The sequence below is a fragment of the Marinobacter sp. UBA3604 genome (genome assembly GCF_002375325.1).
Lineage (GTDB): Bacteria > Pseudomonadota > Gammaproteobacteria > Pseudomonadales > Oleiphilaceae > Marinobacter > Marinobacter salarius.
Genome location: NZ_DFMB01000001.1, coordinates 1 through 21,491, shown reverse-complemented (window position 1 = coordinate 21,491; position 21,491 = coordinate 1). Strand labels below are relative to the sequence as shown.

Here is a 21,491-nt window from a genome sequence, read left to right as displayed (position 1 = left end):
CACTCGTCACGCGGGCGTTTTGCTTCAACTGCCTGCTATTCTGCCTCCGCAGCCTCCAAAACAAACCTACACCGCCACATTTTACGTACATAGCGCGGCGTCGAAGTAAAACCCTTATTGTTCCGCGGGGATCCATCATTCCAAATCGGAGTCGTCTTGAAGGCACCAGTAAGAGAATCTGATCAGCACCCGAGCGCTGTAGAGCCATATCAGTACAATTGGGCACATATCTTCGTACTTGCATTGAAGCACCGGCCCCGTCTGGTCCGCGCTAATCTGCTCGCCATACTGGCCACGGTGGTCAGCGTGCCTATTCCCCTGCTGTTGCCGGTACTGGTGGACGAAGTGCTGCTTGATGAGGCCGGCCCGGTGCTGCCCGTGATGCAGGCGATGCTGCCCGAAGCATGGCACCTGCCGGTGGTTTACATCGGCCTGATGGTGGTAGCAGCGTTTCTGCTAAGGTCGTTGTCGCTCACCTTCAACGTGCTCCAGTCCCGTGAGTTCTCCAAGATTTCCAAGGATGTGGTGTTTCGTATCCGTTCCCGGCTGCTGGGTCGGCTGCAGCGGGTGGCCATGTCGGAGTACGAAACCCGTGGCTCGGGCGGCATCACCAGTCATTTTATTACCGACCTGGATACCATCGACCAGTTCCTGGGTACCACCATCAGCCGTTTCCTGGTGGCGAGCCTGACCGTCACCGGAACCGCCATCGTGCTGATGTGGGTTCACTGGCAATTGGGACTGCTGATCCTGCTGTTCAATCCGCTGGTGATTTTCGCCACCATGCTCATTGGCAAACGGGTCAAGGAACTCAAACGCCAGGAGAATAGCGCCTACGAGGACTTCCAGGGTGACCTGACGGAAACTCTGGACGCGATCCACCAGCTCAGGGCGGCTAACCGGGAACAGCACTACCTGCGCCAGCTGATCAGCCGCGCCCGCACGGTTCGCGACCATGCCATACAGTTTGAATGGCGCAGCGACGCCGCCACCCGCGCCAGCTTTGCGCTGTTCCAGTTTGGTGTCGACACCTTCCGCGCGGCGGCGATGGTGACGGTCCTGTTCAGCGACCTGAGCATCGGCATGATGTTCGCCATCTTTGGCTACCTGTGGTTTATGCTCACGCCGGTACAGGAAATGCTGAATATGCAGTACGCCTGGTTCGCCGCCAATGCGGCGTTGGGGCGAATCAACCGCTTGCTGGAACTGGAGGAGGAGCCCCGTTACCTGGCGCTGGAAAACCCCTTCAGGGATCGTCACACCGTTGGCCTGACTCTGAAGGACATCCACTTCAGCTACGGTGAGGAATCCGTGCTCAAGGGCATTGACCTCCACCTTGAACCGGGAGAGAAAGTCGCGGTTGTGGGCGCCAGTGGCGGCGGAAAATCCACTCTGGTACAGGTCATTCTGGGCATGTACACACCGCAGCAGGGGCAGGTGCTGCTGGGTGGTGTGCCGGTCCAGCGCATCGGGCTCCCCTGTCTGCGGGAGAACGTGGCCACCGTGCTGCAGCACCCGGCCCTGTTCAACGACACCGTGCGACAGAACCTCACCCTGGGCCGGGACAAGATCGACGCCGAATTGTGGCAGGCCCTGGCGATCGCGCAACTGGACGGGACCGTGGCGGACATGCCTCAGCAACTGGATACCATGATTGGCCGTCAGGGGGTGCGTTTGTCCGGTGGCCAGCGCCAGCGGCTGGCCATTGCCCGCATGGTGTTGTCGGATCCCTCCGTGGTGATCCTGGATGAGGCCACCTCCGCCCTGGACGCCGAAACCGAGTTTCAGCTGCATCAGGATCTGGAGGCTTTCCTGCGTCAACGCACCACCCTGATCATTGCCCATCGTCTGAGTGCCGTAAAACAGGCCGACCGTGTTTACGTTTTCGAGGACGGCTTCATCACCGAGGAAGGGCATCATGATGAGCTGATCGCCCGCCAGGGGCTCTACGCTCAGCTTTATGGAGATCGGCAGGCCTGAGGAGGGTAGGGGTATTCACCGCCGCAATACTGAACATTCACGGAACCGCAGTTGAAGTCTGGTCAATCGGTGCAATAGTTATAGGAGACTTTCAAAATCAGGGTCTTTGCATCAGTCTATTGCCATCCGCGGTCAGTACGCTGATGCAAAGGCTACTGCTAAGCCTTCCGAAATCTTCGGATCATCAAAAGGAGGCACCTCATGTCGAAACAAAGCCTGAGTAAAGACAGTCTCAATACCCTTTCCAGCCTGGAGGCTGGCGGCAAGACCTATCACTATTACAGCCTGCCCAAGGCTGCCGACACCCTTGGCAACATCGACAAGTTGCCGTTTTCCCTGAAGGTGTTGCTGGAAAATCTGCTGCGCAACGAAGATGACGCCACCGTGGACCGGGGCCATATCGATGCGATGGTTCAGTGGATGAAAGACCGGAAATCCGATACCGAAATCCAGTTTCGTCCCGCCCGTGTACTGATGCAGGACTTCACCGGTGTGCCCGGTGTGGTGGATCTGGCGGCCATGCGGGAAGCGGTCAAGTCAGCCGGCAAGGACCCGGCAATGATCAATCCGCTGTCGCCGGTGGATCTGGTGATCGACCACTCGGTGATGGTGGACAAGTATGGTGACCCATCAGCCTTCAAGGACAACGTTACCATCGAGATGGAACGCAATCAGGAACGCTATGAGTTCCTGCGTTGGGGCCAGCAGGCGTTCGACAATTTCCGCGTGGTGCCGCCTGGGACCGGTATCTGTCACCAGGTGAACCTGGAGTACCTGGGTAAGACCGTGTGGAGCAAGGACCAGGACGGAAAAACCATCGCCTATCCGGATACCCTGGTGGGCACAGACTCCCACACCACCATGATCAACGGCCTTGGCATCCTCGGCTGGGGTGTGGGTGGTATCGAAGCGGAAGCGGCCATGCTGGGCCAGCCTGTGTCCATGCTGATTCCGGAAGTGGTCGGCTTCAAGATTACCGGCAAGCTGCGCGAAGGCATTACCGCAACGGATCTGGTACTGACCGTCACCGAAATGCTGCGCAAGAAAGGTGTCGTGGGTAAGTTCGTGGAATTCTACGGTGACGGCCTGAAAGACATGCCCGTCGCGGACCGTGCCACCATTGCCAACATGGCGCCGGAATACGGGGCTACCTGTGGTTTCTTCCCGGTGGACGAGCAAACCATCAAATACATGCAGCTGACCGGCCGCGAAGACGACCAGCTTGAGCTGGTGGAGGCCTATGCGAAGGCCCAGGGCCTCTGGCGCAAGCCCGGCCAGGAGCCGGTGTACACCGACACCCTGGAACTTGATATGGGTGACGTCGAGGCCAGCCTCGCCGGCCCCAAGCGCCCGCAGGACCGGGTTGCCCTGAAGAACATGAAGGCCTCGTTTGAACTGCTGATGGAAACCGCCGAAGGCCCGTCAGAGTCCCGCGAAGGCAAACTGGAATCGGAAGGCGGGCAGACCGCCGTTGGTGTCCAGGACAGCTACGAACACGCCGCCAGTCAGCCGCTGGAAATGAACGGTGAAAAGACACGGCTGGACCCCGGCGCGGTGGTCATCGCAGCAATCACCTCCTGCACCAATACGTCCAACCCCAGCGTGATGATGGCTGCGGGCCTGATTGCCCAGAAAGCGGTCGCAAGGGGGCTGGATACCAAACCCTGGGTGAAAACCTCCCTGGCACCGGGCTCCAAGGTGGTGACCGATTACCTGAAGGTGGGTGGTTTCCAGGACGACCTCAACAAGCTTGGTTTCAACCTGGTGGGTTATGGTTGCACCACCTGTATCGGTAACTCCGGCCCGTTGCCGGATGCCGTTGAGAAGGCCATTGCCGATGGTGATCTTACCGTGGCCTCGGTGCTTTCCGGTAACCGTAACTTCGAGGGTCGGGTGCACCCACTGGTGAAAACCAACTGGTTGGCCTCACCACCGCTGGTAGTGGCCTATGCCTTGGCAGGCAACGTGCGCCTGGACCTTTCCAAGGATCCTCTGGGCGAAGACAAAAACGGGAAGCCTGTGTACCTGAAGGACCTGTGGCCGAGCCAGCAGGAGATTGCCGAAGCGGTCGAAAAGGTGAAAACCGACATGTTCCATAAGGAGTATGCGGAAGTCTTTGACGGCGATGCCACCTGGAAGGCCATCAAGGTACCGGAAAGCAAGGTTTACGAGTGGTCCGACAAGTCCACCTACATCCAGCACCCGCCGTTCTTCCAGGGCCTGAAGGAAGAGCCGGACGCCATCGATGATATCAAGGACGCGAACATTCTGGCGCTGTTGGGTGACTCCGTCACCACCGACCATATTTCACCGGCCGGGTCGTTCAAAGCCGACAGCCCGGCGGGTAAATACCTGCAGGAGCGGGGAGTGGAACCGAAAGATTTCAACTCCTACGGTTCGCGCCGGGGCAATCACGAGGTGATGATGCGTGGCACCTTCGCCAACGTGCGCATCCGGAACGAGATGCTGGACGGCGTTGAGGGTGGATTCACCAAACACATCCCCACCGGCGAGCAGATGCCGATCTACGATGCGGCCATGAAGTATCAGGAAGAGGACACCCCCCTGGTGGTCATTGCCGGCAAGGAATACGGCACTGGCTCCAGCCGTGACTGGGCTGCGAAAGGTACCCGCTTGCTGGGCGTGAAGGCCGTGGTTGCTGAGTCCTACGAGCGTATCCACCGCTCCAACCTGATCGGTATGGGCGTGATGCCGCTGCAGTTCAAGGACGGGGTCGACCGCAAGAGCCTGAAGCTGACGGGCGAGGAAACCATCAGCATCAAGGGCCTGTCCGGTGACATCAAGCCGGGTCAGACACTCGAAATGACGGTGACCTATCCGGACGGCAAGACCGAGACCTGTGAACTGCTGTCCCGGATCGACACCGCCAACGAAGCGGTTTATTACCGCCACGGCGGTATCCTGCACTACGTCGTGCGGGAGATGCTCAAGTCGGCGTGACTGTTTGGTCTGGCGTTGGTCTGGCAGGGCAACCTGCCGGGCCTCTCAATACTCAGTTACCCATTACCCCGCCACTGGCAGTTCCAGCCAGAACGTAGCCCCCTCGCCCGGAACGGATTCATAGTCCACCGTGCCCTTCATGCGCGCCATCAGCTCCCGTGTGATGGCCAGACCGAGCCCGGTTCCGCCACTGGCTCTTCGGTCCGACGAATCAGCTTGTGAGAACTTCTTAAAAATATGCTCCCGAAAATGCGGGGCGACGCCCTCACCATGGTCCCTGATACACAGCCGAACCGACTCTCCGCGCTGGCTGGCGAAAATGTCGACGGAGGACCCTGCCGGAGAAAACTTGATGGCGTTGGACAACAGGTTGGTGATGGCCTGGTTCAGGCGCTGACGATCCACATGAACTGTCACGGCTGGCAGTTCAGCCACCTGAAGATGAATGTCTCGCTGTTGGGCAAAGGTTGCGATGTTTTCAACACTCTCGTGAACAAGATCCTGCAGAACATGGTGTTCGCTACGGAAGGGCATTTTGCCGGCCACAAGCTTTTCCATATCGAGTAAGTCGTTGATCAGGAACGTAAGCTGCTGGCTGTTCCGATAGGCGATGTGCGCCAGTTTCGAGGCCTTCTCCGGCAGCTCGCCGACGGCATTGTTGGCCAGCAGCCCGAGGGAGCCGGAAATCGAGGTCAGTGGGGTGCGAAGCTCGTGGCTGACAGTGGAAATGAACTCGTTCTTCAGGTGGTCGACTTTCTTCCGCTCTGAAATGTCCTCGGTGATCAGCCAGACAACGGGTTCGTTGCCGTCATCGTCCAGTTGCAGCCCGTGGAGCATGACGGGGGCCAGTTCCTGCCCTGGCGTCATGAAGTAGCCTTCGAGGCCGCTGAGTCTGGCATGTTCCCGAAGGGTTTCCTGAACCCCGGGCCTGTTGGCCAGCGGCTCTCCATGGACATCAAGCGGTTGGTCGAAGAAATCCAGTGACTGGACGGACCTGCCAAACTGGTTTTCGAACGTTGGGTTTGCCCGGAGCAGTCGATTGGAGGTGACACTGAACAGCCCGATGCCCATGGGGGCCAGTTCGAAGAGTCCCCAGAGCCGCCGCTGCATTTCGCGATCCCGTGACATCAGGCTGGTGAGCCAGAAAACAGCACCGCTGACAATGACCAGCATCGCGAACAGGCTGCCACGAAATATCCAGGGCTGACTGGGGTGGTTTGGCCAGCCCCCGACTGGTTCGGCAAACACCACCCAGGTAGCGCCTCTCATGCGAATCGTGCTGGTGACTGGATCTTCCCATTGAAAGGGGCGTGTGGAGAAAAAAACCGACTGAGTGTCATTAACGTCGGCCGACGACGAGATCGCTACATTGAAGTCGTCTTGCAACCTATCCAGCCCTATCGACGAGTACAGTTTCTGAAGGTCCAGTATCACTGAAATAACCCCCCAGAAATCGCCCGAGGCCTGTTCAAATATGGGAACACGCCCCGCCAGCCCCTGCCCGCCCTGAACCAGATCAATAGGGCCGGTGAACACCACGCGGCGGGTGTTGAGCAGCATCTTGATCTGATCTTGCGACAAGCTCTGTGCGGTCAGGTCGAGACCGATCGCAGCCTCATTGCCGGCCAGTGGGTAGACATGGCGAATCACAAAATCCGGAGCCAGTCCGAGGTTGCGGAGCTCCGGAGCAAGGCTGAAGATGACCGAGGCCAGTTCCCGAAAACGTTGGGCGTCGATATCGGGTTGTACTGCGACGTTGGCGGCCAGCCCCCACACGGTCTGGATGTTCTGCAGTATGGCACTTTGCAGCTTGAGGCTTATCTCATCCGTTTTTTCCTGCCACTGCTGACGAACATCGTTGCGGTGGCTGGAAGAGCTGGATGCATCAAGGGAAACCGAGACTACAATGACCAACAGCAGAACGCCCAGCCTTGAAGCCCAGATCAAACGATGAAACACGTTAGCCCGCGTTTGTGCCGCCACTATCGATTACTCGTCACTCTCATCGGGTTTGTCACTCTCATCGGGTTTGATGTCCAGCCAGAACGTCGAGCCGTATCCCTCAGTGGATTTGAACCCCACGCCGCCGCCCATCTGCGACATGGTCTCCCGGGTAATGGCCAGCCCGAGGCCGGTACCGCCACGGCCTCGGGTGTCGGAGCTGTCAGCTTGGGCGAACTTCTCGAATATTCTGGGTCGGAAGGCTTCCGGGATGCCTGTGCCATAGTCCGTGACTTCGATGCGAAACAGACCATCATGGAGCTGTGTCAGTACAACAACTTCGGCCTTCTGGGGAGAAAACTTGATGGCGTTGGACACCAGGTTGTCGATCGCCTGGCCCAGGCGCCGGGCATCGATAACGGCTTTAGCCCAGGGGTAGTGGTTCTCAAATCGAAGTGAGACCTGCCGATCAACCGCGTAGGTTGACGCCCTGTCCAGGCTGTCCTGAATGATCGCGCTGATGTTCTCGCTCTGCATCCGCAGTTCCATTTTGCCGGAGACCAGCTTTTCCATATCCAGCAAATCGTCAATCAGATGCCTTAATTGATCGCTGTTGCGAGCTGCGATGCCCACCATGTCGTTGACCTTGTCAGGCAGGACGCCAAAAACCCCGCCCGCAATCAACCCAAGGGAACCTGATATGGACGTCAGGGGAGTTCGTAGTTCATGGCTGACGGTGGAAATGAACTCGTTTTTCATCTGGTCAACCTTATGGCGCTCTGATATATCCTCCACCAGCGACCAAACCAGTGGCTTGCCTTCTATGCGCTCGATCATGACGCCCTGAATGAGGATTGGGATCCGGACGCCATCCTTGCGTATGAATTCCTGTTCGATGGGGCCGAACTGCCCATGTTCCTCCAAATCAGCGATCGCCTGCCGGGTTTGCGCTTCGTAGTTGTCGGGAGTTACGTCCCGGTGGTTCAGCGCGATAAATTGCGAATAGGAGTAGCCTGAAAAATTCAGAAGCGCTGCGTTTACGTCAAGGTTTCGTCCGCTCCGAAAATCGGTAAGTAGTATTCCGATGGGTGACAGTTCGAAGAAAGTGCGCAGTTGTTGTTCTCGCTCCTGGAGCTCAAGCTGGGCGCGTTTGCTCTCATCAATGTCGGCAATAAATCCGTGCCAGATCGAACTGCCGTCTGGTCGCCGCTCCGGGGTTGCCCGGCCCTGGACCCATTTCCAGGGTTCTCCCGGCCTACTGACTCGATATTGGCAATCCCACACAGCCAGGGATTTCCGGGACTGGTGGATGGCTTCTTCTACGGACCCCAGGTCGTCAGGGTGTATTGTGTCGAAAGCCGCACTTGCATCATGTTCAACGTCCTTCGGAGAAAGGCCATAAATGTCGCGTATGCCCTCGCTGCAATATAGAAAGCGCGAATGGCCATCCTTTTCCTCGTGATACTGATAGAGCATGCCGGGCACGTTCTCTGATAGCTTTCGCAGCGTATCCTCATGAGAATGTTGCTGGAGGAGGGCCGCCATCCATTGCGCCAGCCACACGATAAACAGGCGGTCCAGATCCGTGAATGGTCTGGATCTTGGCGATATTGATGAGAAATTAAGGGTGCCGAAGAGCTTGCCATCGAATTCTATTGGCGCAGCAATGTAGCTCTCGAGGCCCATTTGGGCATAGCAGGACTGATTGCGGTAGCGGGAGTCCGCCATATGGCTGATCGCCAGATGGTCGCCCTTTGCCAGCATCAGCGAGCAATAGGTTTGTGCCACCGGTAGTGAAAGACCAGCCTCCAGTGGAGAGTTGTCAGGCGCTCTGAACCAGCGAATCGTGTAAACCTCGCTGGTGATCTCGCTGACGATGCCGGTTTCCAATTCAAGATGTTGGCGACCGAGATCCAGGGCCATGCCTATTTTTTGTTCCAGGGGTGCGGATGCATCCACCGTCAGGTTGTTCAGTGCACTCAGAATCCGGGTCTTCTCGAGTTGTTCCTGGCGGGATTTGCTCGCCTCGAAGTCATTGATCTCCTCATCGACACACCGGGCCAGCTCCTCGAGAAGCACACGCTGATCGTGGTCAAGCGTTCGTGGCCGGGTGTCTATGATGCAGAGGGTGCCCAGGCGATAACCGTCATGGCTGTGGAGTTGGGCGCCGGCATAGAAGCGAATGTGTGGGGGGCCGGTAACGAGCGGGTTGTCGGCGAATCGTGAATCCTCGTGGGTGTCCTCGACGATAAACAGACGATCACTGAGGATGGCGTGGCCGCAGAAGGAGATATCCCTGGGGGTCTCCCTGGCTTCCAGCCCCTGGCAGGATTTGAACCATTGCCGCTTGTCGTCGACCAGTGACACCAGGGCAATGGGGACTCCGAAGGCCAGCTTGGCCATGCGGGTAAAGCGATCGAATCGCTCTTCTGGTGACGTATCGAGCAGGTGTGTCCGCTTCAGCGCAAGAAGTCGTACCGCCTCATTGTATGGATGTTGGGGTGCTATCATGAGTCTGCTTCCTTATCAGAAACGGTCGACGATGCTTCCCCAAAAACCGGAATGTCGACCCAGAAGTGCGCTCCCTGGTTATTGTAGTAGCCAACCTCAGCATTCATCAGTTGTGCCAGTTCGGCACAAATGGCAAGCCCCAGCCCCGTGCCCTTTACCGAACGGGTGGTACCGGTTTCGGCCTGCGCGAATCGTTTGAACACGCTGTCGGCAAAGGAATCCGGTACTCCGGAGCCCTGGTCACTGACGGTTATCCGAACGCCGCCCGCTGAGTTGAGCCGGGCGCTTATAGTGACAACGCTCTCCTGGGGAGAAAATTTGATGGCGTTGCTGATGTAGTTGTCCAGAATTTGCCGTAACCGGTGCTTATCACAGAGCAGATGCGGTAACTCAGCGCTGTCTGAAACCAACCGGACGTGGTGTTCGGCGGCCATGGTGTTGTTGTCTTCAATGGCGCTATAAAGTATCGGTTGGATCGCTTCGCTTTGAATTCGCACTTTTAGGCTGCCATCCGACAACTTATTGAAGTCGAGCAAATCCGACACCAGCAGTTGCAGGCGCTCTCCGTTTCTCAGGGCAAGGCTGGCCATGTTCTGGCTTTTGTCGTTGAGCTGCCCGGTTACGCCAGAAGTGAGTAGCTTCAACGCCCCGGTAAGTGATGTGAGTGGTGTGCGAAGTTCATGGCTGACGGAAGACATGAAGTGATCCTTAAGCCGTGCCAGGTTGTCTCTTTCTTCCAGGAGCTGGTTAAAAGCGCTGGCCAGATTACTGACCTCGGGAGTGCCGGACTCACTCAGGCGCATGGCTGAGTCAGGCCGTTCTGCCATACGCCGAATCCGACCAGTCATTCGATCAAGCGGTGACATGGTGGTTCTGACCAGCAGAAAACTCAAAGCGGCGATCACAAGCGTGATCAGCAGGCTGATGTTGAAGAACTGAATAAACGATTGGCGGGCTGGCGTGGTCGCCTGTTCGTAAGGCACAGCACGGACGAACACCCATCCCAGACGCTGCAGGTGATTGGTGGCGTATATCAGTGGGAGGCCATCTTTGCTGTTGACCTGTCCGAAAGTGATGCCGGATAACGCAGCGTCCGTCAGGGCATCTTCGCCAGGAGATGGCAGGGGTTCGATATTCTGGGAGCCCTTGCCGGAATCCACGTACAGAAAGTTTTCTGTGTCGATGATTTTCTCGATACCCTGTGATTCAGCAAAGCCTTTGCGTCGGTTTTCTGGTAACAGGCTGGTCTTGCCCAGGTCCAGGGTGCCACCTGCGAAGCCAAGTAGATCCCCGTCGTCGGTTTCGATGGGCGCCAGAAATGATAGCAGGGGCCTACCTGTGGTCCTTCCGATGATGGGCTTGCTGACAATGGGCCGTCGAGTTTCCACGGCCTCCTGGAAGTGGGGGCGATCCAGGTAGCAGGTCCCAATACGATTTGGAACGTGCACATTTTCCGCTACGGCACAGCCTTTGTCGTCGAATATGAGAAGCGCCGCCGGGAACAGGTCCTGAAGCGTCGTCTGGCGGGCCAGTGCTGCATTGAGATCAGACTGATCCGCAAGGCGGTCGTCGGCAGCAAGCTGCGACGCAAACGCTGACAGAGAGTTCAAACTGAGCTGCAGCCTCTGGTTGACGCGCTCGGAGGCTCTCTCAGCCTCGATAATCTGGCGTTGAGTGAGCAGATCTTCGAAGTCCTGCACCAGAGCCTGGTAAGCGATCGCAATAACGGCGGACACAGTTGCAAGGCTGCCGATGACGATGATGATGGCCACCCGGCTGCTAAGTGAAAGCGATTTGCGCGGCCGCAATGAAATTCCCCACTGTTGCGTTTTGACGGATAATGTTCTGTGATGAAAGAAGGTTAGCTCAATTGACGCGTTTATATTAGCAAAAACTCAAAGCCTGAGATTTCTTATGGGAAAGGATCCAAAAGCGGATATCGCCGACAAACTCGCGCAATTGCGACTCAGCTTTCGTGGTAAGGCGGAGGGAGAACTCGATCAGTTAAGCGAAGTTGCTTCAAGGATAACCGGGGGTGATCAGGAGCAGCGACTGCTGCGTGAAGACGTGATGTCGGCCTACCAGCTCCTTCATCGTCTGGCCGGTTCCGCGGGAACCTTCGGGTATGCGGCGTTGGGAGCGGAGGCGCGTAGGTTGGAGCAACGCCTTAAACCATTGGTGGAAAAATATCCGTTGCATGATGACGCCAGCCCCGGCGTTCCCAGCGAGGAAATTCCACAGGTTATCGATACCCTGGCACAGGCAAGGCAACTGCGTTCTTTGCTGGATGAAACCTCGGTGCCAGCAACCCGCCGCACCAACGATCCTGAGCGCTTAAACGATCAGTACAGTCTGACGGCCTCGGATGTTCATGTTGTCCTGTGTGGGCTGTCAGAAGGTTCGCAGATTTTTCTGGAGTACGCGCTCTCAAATCACGGTTTCTCGATATCGCACCAAGAGGTTTCTACCCTCTCGTTCAGCGGGACGCCGGGGGTAACCCTTGTGGTGACCAGTGAGGACGTACTTTCCGAGGTGTCTGCAGTGCTCGATACCAAGGCCGGGAACGAGAACATATTAAAACCACCGCTAATTTGCATCGGCAGCAGGGATGATTTTAAAACCCGGTATACCCTGGCCGAGAACGGGGCAGATGCACTGATTACGGAACCGGTTGATGCCACCATACTGGCGGACAATATTGAGCGTTTGGTCACGGAGCGGAGCCGAACGGTTTCCGGGAAAATACTGATTCTGGATGACGACGAAGATCTTGCAGGGCACTACCAAGCGGTTCTTGAAGGAGCGGGTTTTGTCGTCCGCGCCATCAGCAATCCCGAAACGGTGTTGTCGGAACTTTCGGAATTCTCCCCCGACATAATGCTGCTGGACGTTCGTATGGGGGACTACTCCGGGCCGACGGTGGCGAAGCTGGTCCGTTTTGATCCCGAATGGGTCAGCCTGCCGATTATTTACCTTTCGTCTGAGCAGGATAAGCAGGTTCAGCTTGAGGCGATGGCAAAAGAAGCGGATGAATTCCTGACCAAACCCGTATCCGACAGCTATCTTGTGCGCGCGGCTCAGATTCGCTGCTACCGCGCCCGTCAACTGAACGAGCTTCTGATACGGGACAGCCTTACAGGCCTGTTGAAGCACTCGTTCATCAAGCACGAAGTCGACAAGGAACACGCCCGGTGCAGGCGACAGTCGCGGTCTTCCGTTGTCGCCATGCTGGACCTGGATCACTTCAAGAAGGTGAATGATCAACACGGGCACAGAGTGGGTGATATTGTCATCAAGGCACTCGCAAATCTGCTCAGGCAACGTTTACGTTCCACCGACATGATCGGTCGGTACGGTGGGGAGGAGTTTGCGGTGGTTCTGCCGGAGTGTACGGTGCAGGAAGGGCAGTCGGTGCTGGCGCAGGTCTGCAAGACGTTCTCAGACCTGTCGTTCCACAATGATGGCGTCAGCCTGTCGGTGACCCTCAGCGTTGGTATTGCCGCGTTGGGTTCATTTGAGTCCGGTAGCGATGCGCTTAACGCAGCCGATCAGGCCCTATACGAGCGCAAAAAAGCGGGCCGTAACGGGGTGACCATTTTCCAGCAGGGATGAAGCGAGCGTTATGAAGGCACTTATTCTGGAAGATGACACTCTGTTGGCTGATTTGCTGGAAACGGTGGTTGGCGGGCTTTATCCCGGAATGGATGTTTTTGTAACGGCATCCGTCAAGGGAGCCTTGGCACATTGGTCCAAACACGGTGCTGACCTGATGATCATCGACTGGAACCTGCCGGATGGCTCCGGCCTTGAGGTTATTCGCGCTGCCCGCGAGAAGAGCAGCAAGGCCGCCATTGTCATGATCTCCGGTCGCGCTGACAGGGAGTCGGTTCTGAAAGCCGCGCGCTATGGCATCAATGGCTATATCAGCAAGCCGTTCAATGTGGAGATGGTGCACGAAAGGCTGACAGCACTGGTGGACCCGGCAGACTTTGATCGGGAGTCTCAACCTGATCTGGAGCACCTGCTGCAGACGTCGGTGGAGTCCGTTATTCAGCTGCCCTCCGCCGTTGATACGGCTCGGGTTCTCGAATTGATGGCACGAAAACAGGATATCTCGCCATCGCAACTCGCGGAGCGGTGGAATGGCGAGGTTGCTCTCACAACCCGCCTGCTTGATGTGGCCAATAGCGCCTCGTTCCAGAAAACCGGTGAGCCGGTTCGCAGTTTGCGTGACGGGATTGCAACCATGGGCGTGGATATGGCCTTGCGGCACGCCATGGCGATGTCACTGGATATTGGCGGCCAGTTACGCGATCCCCGTTTGGCGAAGAAAGCGACAGCCTTTCTCGAAACAGCCGAAAAGGTGGCCCAGGAGGCCGCACGGATTGCTCTGCGTATCGGGGTCGATCAATCCGCGGTGCATACGGCGGCCCTGCTCAGTCGGGTCGGCGAACTGGCGGTGCTCAAGGTGATGCAGCAGTGCCTGGATCGCAAAGGCGTGGTCTCCGATGAGCAGATTGAGGACGGGCTAAAGGCTTGGGCTCAGAATTATGGGAATCGTCTCAAAGTGCAGTGGCATCTGCCTTTGCAGTTGAGAGAGCTGATTGGGGCCGTTCACTTTTTACCGCGTGACGCCACAAGCGAGTCAAAACTGGTTATGCGTGCCTCCGCCTTGATCGCGGATGGGCAGAATCAGGACGAAGAGTGTTTGCGCTTGCTGCGCAGACTGGGTGTGGATAACCAAGACAGGGGTAAAGACGATGGCTAGCCCGGTTGGAGAGCTTCAGCGAATTCTTTATGTGGAGGACGATGCCGACATCAGGGCCGTGGCGGAGCTGGCACTGGAAACCGTTGGGGGGTTTTCAGTAAAGAGCTGCAGCTCCGGTCAGGAGGCGCTTGTTGAGGGTCCGGATTTTGACCCCGAACTGATCCTGCTGGATGTTATGATGCCGGGTATGGATGGCCCGACTACGTTTCAGGCGTTACGGGAAATTCCGGCATTGAGCGCGACACCTGTGGTGTTCATGACCGCTAAGGTGCAAACTGAAGAGGTGGCGTTCTACAGGGAATTGGGAGCGGTTGACGTGATACCCAAACCGTTCGACCCCATGACCCTTGCCGATCAGATACGTGAAATATGGACGTCCAAGGTGTGAACATGGTTGCAAAAGAATCGCCAGAGGAACTGAAACACAAGCTGAATCTGGAAACGTCCCGGATTAATTGGCATGACCTGCAGGTTTATTATGCCCGTGGCCATGTCGTGAAGGTGGTCCCGGAACTGGACCTGCTGGATGTGGCGGCAGAACTGTCAGCGGACAACAAGGCCCAGTTTGAGCGTTGGTTGGCCGATAACAAAGTGGGCGATGTCGCTCCGGATCTTGCCCGCCACTGGTATGACGAAAACACGGAACTCTGGGCAGTGGTGATTGCGCCCTGGGTGCTGGTGCAGGACAGGTCCGGGCATGTACTTCACTGAAACTCCTGGAATAAGGCCGTGAAACTGCATTACTTTCATGGGCGTGGCCCGCTACGGGCACTGGTTATGGTCCGGGAACAGCGCCGGGTTGAATTGTTCATCAAACCCGTCGGTGAGGACATCTGGGCGTTGGTGGCACTCAGTGGTTCGGTGGACGGCCAACCAGAAAAACATCGCTGCCAGGGCCCCTATCGTTCCATTTCCCAGGCGGAAGCGGTGTTGCGCAGTGTCGCGGGCGCGCTGATGGGGCAGGATTACCAGCCCCAACCCAACGACTATGTGGTCTGGTCGGTGATGGCCCAGCGCCTGGCGCGCACCATTCGAACCGATCGCGATGCCAGTGCAGGCAAGTTTCATTTTGATCCCGATCAGTACGAACCTATCGGCTGATCTTTCCCTCCCCAATACACTTTTTTCGAGGACTTCATGCTGACCGGCGCACTGCTGATCCTGGCACCGCTTTTCCTGGGGTTTGCCCTGGCACTTGAGAACCGCCATCTGATGACGGCCATTCACTACGGCGTTGAAGGGCTGGTGTACTTGATTCTGGCACTCTTGGGACTGAGCCTCGGGCAGATGGAAGGCGTTGGTGGCCAGTTGGCCAATATGGCATCCCAGGTTGCCGTGCTTGTGGTGGTACTGTTTGTGGCCAACTTGGCGGGGCTGTGGCTGTTTCACCGTTGGCAGCCGATGGCAGCGCGGGAGGATCACGTGGACCAGCCTCGTGGCTATCGTCGCCTTTTCCTGGCGGGGTTGAAGCCACTGTTGGCGGTTGTGGTGGGTGGTTTGGCCGGTTTCTACTGGCTGTCGGATATGCCCATGGCCGAAGACGTGGCGACCTGGTCGCTAATGTTGCTGCTGTTTCTGATTGGCCTGCAACTGCGCAATGCCGGCCTGTCCCTTCGTCGGCTGCTGCTCAACCGACAGGGGTTGGGCATTGCGTTAGCGCTGGCCGGGAGCTCTCTGCTCGCTGGTTTTGCAATGGTGCCCTTGCTGGACGCCGCCTGGCATGAGTCGTTGGCACTGGCGTCCGGGTTTGGCTGGTATTCCCTGTCCGGTATTGTGATTGGCGATGCCCTGGGGCCGTCCTGGGGCGGTGTTGCCTTTCTCAATGATGTGATCCGGGAGATTATTGCGCTTGCGATTATTCCGCTGTTAATTGGCCAGCGACCGGCCATGGCCATCGGCTATGGGGGGGCGACTGCCATGGACTTCACCCTGCCGGTGATCCGCAGCAGTGGCGGCCTGGATTGCGTGCCCGTGGCGATTGCGTCGGGGTTTATCCTGTCGTTCCTGTCTCCCATCCTGATGGCCGTGTTCCTGTCCATGGGAGGGTGATGTTTCAGAGCAGGAACTTTCTGACGTCGATCTTGTAGTCTTCCGGGTCCACGGAACGCAGAATCCGGTCCTGGGTACCCGGTTTCGCCAGGTTCAGGGTGTCAACGGTGATGGGCATGCGAAAACGGGTGTCATACATCACGCGCAGCACGGGCAATCGCTGGTCCTCGTCGTTGGTCTCGATGACGACACCGAGCCGGCCGCTTTCCAGAAGCACTAGTGAGCCAATGGGGTAGAGCCCCACACAACGAATAAACTCTTTCACCAGGGCGGCGTCCAGATGGCTGCCGCTCCACTCCAGCAGTTTCTTCAGGCCCTGGGTCGGGGTCATGCCCTTGTGATAGACGCGGTCTGAGGTAATGGCGTCGTACACATCGGTAATGGCCACCATACGACCGTACACGGAGATTTCCTCGCCTTTCAGACCCTCGGGGTAGCCACTGCCGTCCAGGCGCTCATGGTGCTCTGCGGCGGTGACGATGGCCAGTTCGCCAATACCCTCTGTTGCCTTGAGAATATCCCGCGAATGCCGCGCATGGGCTTTCATGACCTCAAACTCTTCTGGCGTTAGCCGTCCCGGCTTGTGGAGAATGTCGTCCGGCGTAAGGATTTTGCCGATGTCATGGAGCAGTGCACCAACAATGGTTTGGTGTAGCGCCTCCGAAGGCAGCTTGCGGTAGTTGCCAAACAGGGACATCAGCACGCTGAGATTGACCGAATGCTCCAGCAGGTAGTTGTCCTTCTCGCGGATACGGCCCAGGCAACTGAGGGCATTGGCGTTGCGCAAGATAGAGCTTTGGAGCTCGTCAGCCAGTTGGTGAATGGGGGCTATGTCGATGGCCCCTTCAAGCTTCACGCTGTTCATCAGGTTGCCGACCAGCCCCTGAGCCTGGTTGTGCACCTGCTGGGCGAACACCATTTCCTCGGCCACTGCTACCCGTTTGAAAACGCCGGGAGTCTGTTCGCCGGCGCGCTGCAGCGCGGACTCGTTGCGGCGATCGACCTCGTGGGCTGGTTCCGAATCCTGGGAATCCAAGCCCTTGGAGACATCGATGTAGACGTAGTCCACCCCCATCCGGCGGATTTTTTCAACGGTGTCCTCTTTTTTGATCACGCCGCGACGGCGCTGGGTGTTGTGAGGAATCCAGTCGTTGTTCAGGTCGGTGATGTACATGCCGACCTTGAGCGCGGAGACGGGGATGCGTTTGATCATCGCGGCTGGAAGAACATTCTCAGGCTGTTGTCATAGGTTGTAGCCAGTACGTTCTCCAGCGGTAGTTGTTTCACCTCGGCGATTTTCTCGGCAACAAATGGTATGTAGAAAGGTGCATTTTCCTTGCCGCGATAGGGAACCGGGGTCAGGAACGGTGAATCCGTCTCCAGCAGGATCTGCTCGATGGGTGCCATACGCACAATGTCACGCACGTTTTCGGCTTTGTTGAAGGTGGTGATGCCGTTAAAGCCCAGGCACCAGCCTTCGTCCAATGCGTATTGCGCCAGCCCCGGGCCTGACGTGAAACTGTGGATCACGCCGCGGCGCTTAAGAGTACCTTCGAACTCCTTCAGGATGTCGATGGTGTCGTCATCGGCCTCGCGGCTGTGGATGACCACGGGCCGGTCGGTGTCACAGGCGATCTGCAACTGGCGGCGGAACACGTCACGCTGAACGTCCCGGTCTGCGTTGTCGTAAAAGTAGTCCAGGCCAATTTCGCCCACTGCCACGATCTTGTCGTCGCCGGCGTGCGCGCGGATTTCCGCCTCGGCGGCATCGGAATACTGTTCGGCATCGTGGGGGTGTACCCCTTGCGTGCCATACACCCAGGGGGCTGTTTGGCTCAGTTCACGCACGGTAGCCAGATTGTCCGGTGACACAGCGATGGTGATCACACGTTCGATATTGACCCGCTGCGCTTCGGCCAGGGTTTCCGCCAGGGGGCGATCCTTGAGGTAATCCAGATGGCAGTGGGTTTCGATAATCGGTTGATCGAAAACGGGAATGTCGCGACGTTTCTTGCTCATTGGCGGTTACTTCACTCCATCGCAACCAAAGCGTTGGCTGCTATCCTGAGAACTTTGTCACAGTAGTTTATCAGTTTGTTCGATTGTTGACCTACATTGCTGTCATAGGGAGAAGTGCATGCACATCATTGTTGTTGGTGCCGGCGTGGTTGGCGTAACCACGGCGTACGAGCTGCAAAGCCGGGGCCATCAGGTAACCGTGCTGGAACGTCACAGCGCGGCTGGGAATGAAACCAGCAAAGGCAACGCCGCCCAGCGCTCCTATGGGGTGGTCTATCCATGGGCAGACCCATCCATGGTGTTGAAGGCCATCCCCTGGTTATTCAAGAAGGACGGCCCGCTGAAAATGTCGGTGCCGCCATCCATGGAAACCTTGCGGTTTATGTTCGCAACGCTGCGCTACGCCTGGTCGCCTGGCCTGTTTGGCCTGAACAAGCGCGCCATGATACGCCTTGGTATTCATAGCCGTGAACGCTTCCTGGCCCTTGAAAAGGAGCTTGATCTGCCGTTCGACGGCGGCCATCAGGGCCTGCTTCACCTTGCCAGCACCCCGGAAACCCTGGAAAACTACCGCGAAACCCAGCGGTTGCTCGACGAACTGGGTATCCCCTCCCGATTGCTCACTCCTGAACAGGTTCGCGAAGCAGAGCCCGGCATGATCGGGGATGGCCCACTCTACGGCGCCCTGAGCTATGACACGGATGGCATCGGTGATTGTCATCTGTTCTCCCGTGAACTGGCCAAGGCCTGCGAAACGAAGGGGGTGCAGTTCCGCTACAACACGGAAACCGAACATTTGGTGGCTGATGATCGGCGGGTAACGGGGGTGACCATCCGCAAGGACGATGGCACATCGGAAACCCTGAAGGCAGACGCTGTGGTTGTCAGTGCCGGTTGCTGGTCTGGGCATCTTACCCGTCCCCTGGGGCTTGAGTTGCCGATCTACCCGGTGAAGGGCTACAGCTTTACGGTACCCTTGAAAGACCCTGGCCGCGCGCCGGTGTCGACCATCCACGATGACAACTACAAAGTGGTCTCGACCCGTCTGGGAGAGAGACTACGCGCCTCCGGCTTTGTGGAATTGGACGACTTCAACCGCGACATTCCGGAAGCCCGGCTGGCGACCATTCGAAAGTCCGTGGAATCCCGTTATCCCGGTTGCGCCGATCTGGAGGCCGCCGAGACCTGGACCGGTTTTCGCCCCATGACTCCGGACGGTCCTGCCATCATCGGTCGAGGCCCCCGGGAGAACCTGTTCCTCAACACCGGGCACGGCACCTTTGGCTGGACCCTGTCGGCGGGCAGCGCTTCGGTGATTTCCCAGTTGATTGATGGGGAGGCGCCGTCGGTGTGCCTGGATGCTTTTCGGCCTGGGCGATTTTCCGAGTGACGTTACCTTCGGCGGCGAGTTCACATCACCGCGCTGACGCTTTTTATCGGCGCTGGCAGCGCTTGAACGATTGGCTGGCGCAGCATCGTGAGTTCTGGCAACCGGCGCCATTCGCTGACCCGAGCCCGGCCTGGACGAAGAACTGGCCGGCATTGGCGGACCGGGTTGCCCGACTCTCTGACAGCGACTGTGTGCAATGGGACGATGATCCTGTCGCGCTGGCTGAATGGGTGGCCGGGGCGTTGCCCTCTTTCCGGGAGTTCGGTGAGCTGACCGGCATTCAGCCACTTGCCGTCGAATTCGCCGATCAGAACACCTTGCCTGAAGTCCGGGCAACGGATATGCCTGGCCGTAAGCGGCTTCAGGCCGGCGCTTTTGCAAGCGCTATCCAACCCTTGAAGCACAACGTACTGGACTGGTGTTGCGGCAAGGGCCACTTGGCCAGAACCCTGGCACCCCTGTGCGGGGGTGACGTAACCGGGTTTGAATGGAACGCGACCCTGGTGGATGATGGCAACCGCCTGGCCGGAAAGTTCGGGGATGCGGTTACCCTGCAGTGCCAGGATGTCATGGCCGAGAACCTGACGATGCCGCCCGACGCTCACGGTGTTGCCCTGCACGCTTGTGGTGACCTTCATCGCAGGCTGATGCGTAAGGTGGCTGGCGAGGGCCTGCCAAGAGTGAGCGTTTCACCTTGCTGCTACCACCTGACGGAAGCGTTGGACTACCAGCCTCTTTCCAGGCGCGTCCGGGTTTCAAAAAATGGCTTGGAGCTGACCCGCAACGAGCTGCGACTGGCCGTCAGGGAAACCGTGACCGCACCGAAGCGTGTGCGTGAGCAAACCCGCAGGATCAGTCGTTGGCGTCTCGGGTTCGATGGTCTTCAAAGGCAGCTTCGCGGCGTGGATGCCTACCTGCCGGTGCCGTCGCACCCGACGCGGCTGACGAACGGCGATTTTGCCACCTTCTGTCGCTGGGCAGCCGGCAATAGGGGGCTGGAACTACCCGGGGACACAGACTTTGGTGTCTGGGAACGTCATGGCGAGCGGCGACGGCAGGAAGTGCGCCGCCACGAGCTGGTGCGCCATCTGTTCCGGCGGCCACTGGAGCTTTGGGTGGTGCTGGATTATTCAATGTTTCTTGAGGAACAGGGGTATGACGTTCGGCTGGGGACCTTCTGCGAGCGCCAGCTGACGCCCCGCAATCTGCTGATCGACGCCGAAAAAAGGTCTGTGGACTGCTAAATGGCTCAGGGCTTTCGGTACACCACGTTTTCCACGCAGCCGTCCCGAAAATACACGTAGGTCAGTTCATAAAGGGCGCCATAGTATTTCGTCTGGTATACCCAGGTTTCCTGGGGTGTGGGGTAGGTTTCCGGAGGTCGGCCAAAGGCTTTTAGGACATGCTCTTTGGTCATGCCTTTCACCACCTGTTCCCGCACCAGATAGCGCCGCAGGTCGGTGGAGTTAATAAAACGGCAGGTGTCATCACTGGTCGCCTCCTGTGTGCTTTTTTCCGGTTCTTCCACTGTTTCATCACGCTTGGGTGACGGCGGGAGGTTCTGGCCAAAATTGCCGCCAATCCGGTTGTCACGGATGGTGATTTCCTCGGAGTCTTCCCCGCAGGGCTGGTCCGAAAAGCGAGTATCACCACCGGCATCGCACCGGTAAACCTGGGGCCACGCAGCAGCGGGTATACCCCATGTGAGAATAAAGACGAACAACATTCGCTTCACGGCATTCTCTCGCGAGCATGAAATTAAGGGCGCCTGCCCGCCAATAAAAAAGGCGCCCGAAGGCGCCTCAGATTGCTGACGAACCCCGGTTATCCGGGGTTCGTTGCATTTGGGTGTTTTAAATTCAATTGGCGATG

General features: G+C 57.8%; 16 protein-coding genes. 10 read left to right on the top strand and 6 right to left on the bottom strand.

All coding sequences use genetic code 11. The features are described from left to right. Positions 1 to 156 precede the first annotated feature (156 nt). Together B2590_RS00080 and acnA are read left to right on the top strand one after the other, a co-directional pair. Complete coding sequence (locus B2590_RS00080; RefSeq protein ID WP_414673314.1) at positions 157 to 1,980, top strand: ABC transporter ATP-binding protein; 1,824 nt, start codon at positions 157 to 159, stop codon at positions 1,978 to 1,980. Positions 1,981 to 2,181: 201 nt separating this feature from the next. Further along, complete coding sequence (gene acnA / locus B2590_RS00075) at positions 2,182 to 4,941, top strand: aconitate hydratase AcnA (RefSeq protein ID WP_278368417.1); 2,760 nt, start codon at positions 2,182 to 2,184, stop codon at positions 4,939 to 4,941. A gap of 63 nt (positions 4,942 to 5,004) precedes the next feature. Here the strand turns inward: acnA and B2590_RS00070 are convergent, their stop codons facing one another. The 3 genes from B2590_RS00070 to B2590_RS00060 are packed head-to-tail and all read right to left on the bottom strand — an operon-like array spanning position 5,005 to position 11,201. Then, the gene (locus tag B2590_RS00070; protein ID WP_278368415.1) at positions 5,005 to 6,924 is read right to left on the bottom strand and encodes an ATP-binding protein; all 1,920 of its coding nucleotides are present in this window, start codon (positions 6,922 to 6,924) and stop codon (positions 5,005 to 5,007) included. 6 nt (positions 6,925 to 6,930) lie between these two features. Then, positions 6,931 to 9,393 carry an ATP-binding protein gene (locus tag B2590_RS00065; RefSeq protein WP_278368413.1) on the bottom strand — a complete coding sequence of 821 codons (2,463 nt, stop codon included), beginning with the start codon at positions 9,391 to 9,393 and terminating at the stop codon, positions 6,931 to 6,933. Then, positions 9,390 to 11,201, bottom strand: coding sequence for an ATP-binding protein (locus B2590_RS00060; RefSeq protein WP_286811714.1), 1,812 nt, complete (start codon positions 11,199 to 11,201; stop codon positions 9,390 to 9,392). Before B2590_RS00060 ends, B2590_RS00065 begins: the two co-directional genes overlap by 4 nt. A 106-nt stretch (positions 11,202 to 11,307) precedes the next feature. Between B2590_RS00060 and B2590_RS00055 the strand changes: the two genes are divergently transcribed. Genes B2590_RS00055 through B2590_RS00030 form a run of 6 tightly spaced genes read left to right on the top strand, consistent with a single transcriptional unit; the run spans position 11,308 to position 16,210 of the window. Beyond that, the gene (locus B2590_RS00055; RefSeq protein WP_286811715.1) at positions 11,308 to 13,005 is read left to right on the top strand and encodes a diguanylate cyclase; all 1,698 of its coding nucleotides are present in this window, start codon (positions 11,308 to 11,310) and stop codon (positions 13,003 to 13,005) included. 10 nt (positions 13,006 to 13,015) lie between these two features. Continuing rightward, the gene (locus tag B2590_RS00050; RefSeq protein ID WP_278368408.1) at positions 13,016 to 14,161 is read left to right on the top strand and encodes a response regulator; all 1,146 of its coding nucleotides are present in this window, start codon (positions 13,016 to 13,018) and stop codon (positions 14,159 to 14,161) included. After that, a complete protein-coding gene (locus B2590_RS00045) occupies positions 14,154 to 14,549 on the top strand; it encodes a response regulator (protein ID WP_075195631.1) in 396 nt (131 codons plus the stop codon). The genes B2590_RS00050 and B2590_RS00045 overlap by 8 nt, the downstream gene beginning before the upstream one ends. A 2-nt stretch (positions 14,550 to 14,551) precedes the next feature. Beyond that, positions 14,552 to 14,872 (top strand): DUF2288 domain-containing protein, encoded by a 321-nt coding sequence (locus B2590_RS00040; protein WP_036211125.1) that lies wholly within the window; start codon positions 14,552 to 14,554, stop codon positions 14,870 to 14,872. Between the two features lie 18 nt (positions 14,873 to 14,890). Further along, positions 14,891 to 15,262: a hypothetical protein gene (locus B2590_RS00035; protein ID WP_036211122.1), complete on the top strand. Its 372-nt coding sequence runs from the start codon at positions 14,891 to 14,893 to the stop codon at positions 15,260 to 15,262. Positions 15,263 to 15,298: 36 nt separating this feature from the next. Beyond that, positions 15,299 to 16,210, top strand: a complete 912-nt coding sequence (locus B2590_RS00030; RefSeq protein ID WP_278368404.1) for a lysine exporter LysO family protein — start codon at positions 15,299 to 15,301, stop codon at positions 16,208 to 16,210. A gap of 4 nt (positions 16,211 to 16,214) precedes the next feature. On the opposite strand, the gene B2590_RS00025 is transcribed toward B2590_RS00030, so the two are convergent. Together B2590_RS00025 and B2590_RS00020 are read right to left on the bottom strand one after the other, a co-directional pair. Beyond that, the gene (locus B2590_RS00025) at positions 16,215 to 17,423 is read right to left on the bottom strand and encodes an HD-GYP domain-containing protein (RefSeq protein WP_041332477.1); all 1,209 of its coding nucleotides are present in this window, start codon (positions 17,421 to 17,423) and stop codon (positions 16,215 to 16,217) included. After that, positions 17,420 to 18,229, bottom strand: coding sequence for a TatD family hydrolase (locus B2590_RS00020; RefSeq protein ID WP_041332478.1), 810 nt, complete (start codon positions 18,227 to 18,229; stop codon positions 17,420 to 17,422). Before B2590_RS00020 ends, B2590_RS00025 begins: the two co-directional genes overlap by 4 nt. A 118-nt stretch (positions 18,230 to 18,347) precedes the next feature. Between B2590_RS00020 and B2590_RS00015 the strand changes: the two genes are divergently transcribed. Beyond that, a complete protein-coding gene (locus B2590_RS00015) occupies positions 18,348 to 19,619 on the top strand; it encodes a D-amino acid dehydrogenase (protein WP_041332479.1) in 1,272 nt (423 codons plus the stop codon). 62 nt (positions 19,620 to 19,681) lie between these two features. After that, entirely contained in the window at positions 19,682 to 20,863 is a 1,182-nt protein-coding gene (locus tag B2590_RS00010) for a methyltransferase (protein WP_341456181.1), read from the top strand. Between the two features lie 5 nt (positions 20,864 to 20,868). Here B2590_RS00010 and B2590_RS00005 read toward each other — a convergent pair whose 3' ends face one another. Next, on the bottom strand, positions 20,869 to 21,345 hold the full coding sequence (locus B2590_RS00005; protein WP_278368445.1) for a DUF4124 domain-containing protein: 477 nt from the start codon (positions 21,343 to 21,345) through the stop codon (positions 20,869 to 20,871). Positions 21,346 to 21,491: the final 146 nt, after the last annotated feature.

Bases quoted from the DNA above. Each gene is read 5' to 3' on its own strand.
- acnA (WP_278368417.1), top strand. From the start codon at position 2,182: ATGTCGAAACAAAGCCTGAGTAAAGACAGTCTCAATACCCTTTCCAGC.
- B2590_RS00065 (WP_278368413.1), bottom strand. From the start codon at position 9,393: ATGATAGCACCCCAACATCCATACAATGAGGCGGTACGACTTCTTGCG.
- B2590_RS00055 (WP_286811715.1), top strand. From the start codon at position 11,308: ATGGGAAAGGATCCAAAAGCGGATATCGCCGACAAACTCGCGCAATTG.
- B2590_RS00050 (WP_278368408.1), top strand. From the start codon at position 13,016: ATGAAGGCACTTATTCTGGAAGATGACACTCTGTTGGCTGATTTGCTG.
- B2590_RS00045 (WP_075195631.1), top strand. From the start codon at position 14,154: ATGGCTAGCCCGGTTGGAGAGCTTCAGCGAATTCTTTATGTGGAGGAC.
- B2590_RS00040 (WP_036211125.1), top strand. From the start codon at position 14,552: ATGGTTGCAAAAGAATCGCCAGAGGAACTGAAACACAAGCTGAATCTG.
- B2590_RS00030 (WP_278368404.1), top strand. From the start codon at position 15,299: ATGCTGACCGGCGCACTGCTGATCCTGGCACCGCTTTTCCTGGGGTTT.
- B2590_RS00025 (WP_041332477.1), bottom strand. From the start codon at position 17,423: ATGATCAAACGCATCCCCGTCTCCGCGCTCAAGGTCGGCATGTACATC.
- B2590_RS00020 (WP_041332478.1), bottom strand. From the start codon at position 18,229: ATGAGCAAGAAACGTCGCGACATTCCCGTTTTCGATCAACCGATTATC.
- B2590_RS00015 (WP_041332479.1), top strand. From the start codon at position 18,348: ATGCACATCATTGTTGTTGGTGCCGGCGTGGTTGGCGTAACCACGGCG.
- B2590_RS00005 (WP_278368445.1), bottom strand. From the start codon at position 21,345: ATGTTGTTCGTCTTTATTCTCACATGGGGTATACCCGCTGCTGCGTGG.